General features: G+C 61.3%; 1 protein-coding gene. It reads right to left on the reverse strand.

The features are described 5' to 3' along the window. Positions 1–1,563, reverse strand: a 1,563-nt coding sequence (locus AAAB16_RS05770; protein ID WP_340662479.1) for an ATP-binding protein, incomplete at its 3' end; no start/stop codon positions are given. Positions 1,564–1,784: the final 221 nt, after the last annotated feature.

Raw genomic sequence — 1,784 nt, forward strand, 5'->3', positions numbered from 1 at the left:
AGGCAGGTCTTCGGCGTCGTCGCGGGTCTTGGGCAGGTTCAGGCTGATCCAGAATTCCGAGCCTTCGCCCGGTGTGCTGTCGACGCCGATTTCGCCGCCCATCTGTTCGATCAGGCGTTTGGAAATCACCAAGCCCAATCCTGTGCCGCCGGCCTGCCGGGACAGCGAGTTGTCGGCCTGGGTAAAGGCTTGGAACAACGCCCGCAGGTCTTCATCGGAAAGACCGATACCGGTGTCCTGCACGCTGATGCGCAGTTGCGCCTGTTCGCCGTTGTCTTCCTCAACCATGGCACGAATGGCGATCGTGCCCTCACGGGTGAACTTGATGGCGTTGCTCACCAGGTTGGTCAGCACTTGCTTGAGGCGTTGCGGGTCGCCGATCAGCGCCAGCGGCGTGTCGCGGTACACCAGGCTGACCAGTTCCAGCTGCTTGGCGTGGGCGGTGGGGGCGAGGATGGTGAGGGCATCTTGCAGCACATCGCGCAGGTTGAAGGGGATATTTTCCAACACCAACTTGCCGGCCTCGATCTTCGAGAAGTCGAGAATTTCATTGATGATGCCCAACAGGCTGTCGGCGGATTTTTCGATGGTGCCCAGGTAGTCCTGCTGGCGCGGAGTCAGCTCGCTTTTTTGCAGCAGGTTGGTAAAACCGAGAATGCCATTTAGCGGGGTGCGGATTTCATGGCTCATATTGGCCAGAAACTCGGACTTGATACGGCTGGCTTCCAGCGCTTCCTTACGGGCGAAGTCCAGCTCGATGTTCTGGATTTCAATAGTTTCCAGGTTCTGACGCACGTCTTCGGTGGCTTGGTCGATGCTGTGCTGCAATTCTTCCTGGGCATTTTGCAGGGTTTCGGCCATGCGGTTGATGCCCGAGGCCAACTCGTCCATCTCATGGCTGCCCAGCGGCGGCAGGCGGGTTTCCAGGCGGCCCTCCTTTAATAGCGCCACACCTTGCTTGATCCGCCGCAGCGGGTCGTTGATGGTGCGGCTCATCTGTACTGCCAGCAACGCGGTTACGCCCAGCCCGGTAATAATCAGCAGCAAGCTGGCAAACAGGCTGCGGTAGCCGCGTAGCAAGGTGCCGTGGTGCGACATTTCCAGCTCGACCCAGCCCAGCAGGCGCTCGGGGTCATCGGCGACCGGGTCGCCGGAGAAGCTGCGGTGCCGGCCAAACACCGGCAGCAGAAAACGTGTGGCGTCGTTGCCGCTGCGCAACAGCAGCAGGCGGTTGTCGCCATCGGGCATCGGGTTAAGCATGCTCGGGCCGGCATTGGCCAAGCGCGAATGATCGGTGGCGAGGAAGTGCACGGCGCGTACATCCGGTTGCTCCAGCGCTTCGTTGGCAATGCGCTCCAGCAGCGCCGAGTCGCCGCGTGCCAGGGCCGGCGCAGCGATTGGGGCGAGTTGTTCAATGGTCATCTGCCCGCGTTGAAGCAACTGCGTTTGCAAGTCCGAGAGCTGCATCCAAGTGAAGTAACCGCCCAGCACCAACGCCAACAGACTGGTGGGAAGCAGAGTAAGCAGCAGCACGCGGCCCTTGATGCTGAGATCCTTGAACACATCACCCTCACTGGAAAACTTGGCCCGAGGCCCGTCGCCGCAGTGTAGCGTCTGGGCAAGAGCGAACAAACCACCGCTTAGATTGCGAGGCGGCAAAGCAGCAATGTGCCGCTGAGCAACCTCTGGATCCCCGCCTGCGCGGGGACGACGGAGCTTGGGCAGGCATCGCCGTCAGGCGGGAATCCAGAATGGTCAGGCGAACAGCCGTGCCATGGCGGTGC

The organism is Pseudomonas sp. (assembly GCF_037994325.1).
Taxonomy (GTDB): Bacteria; Pseudomonadota; Gammaproteobacteria; order Pseudomonadales; family Pseudomonadaceae; genus Aquipseudomonas.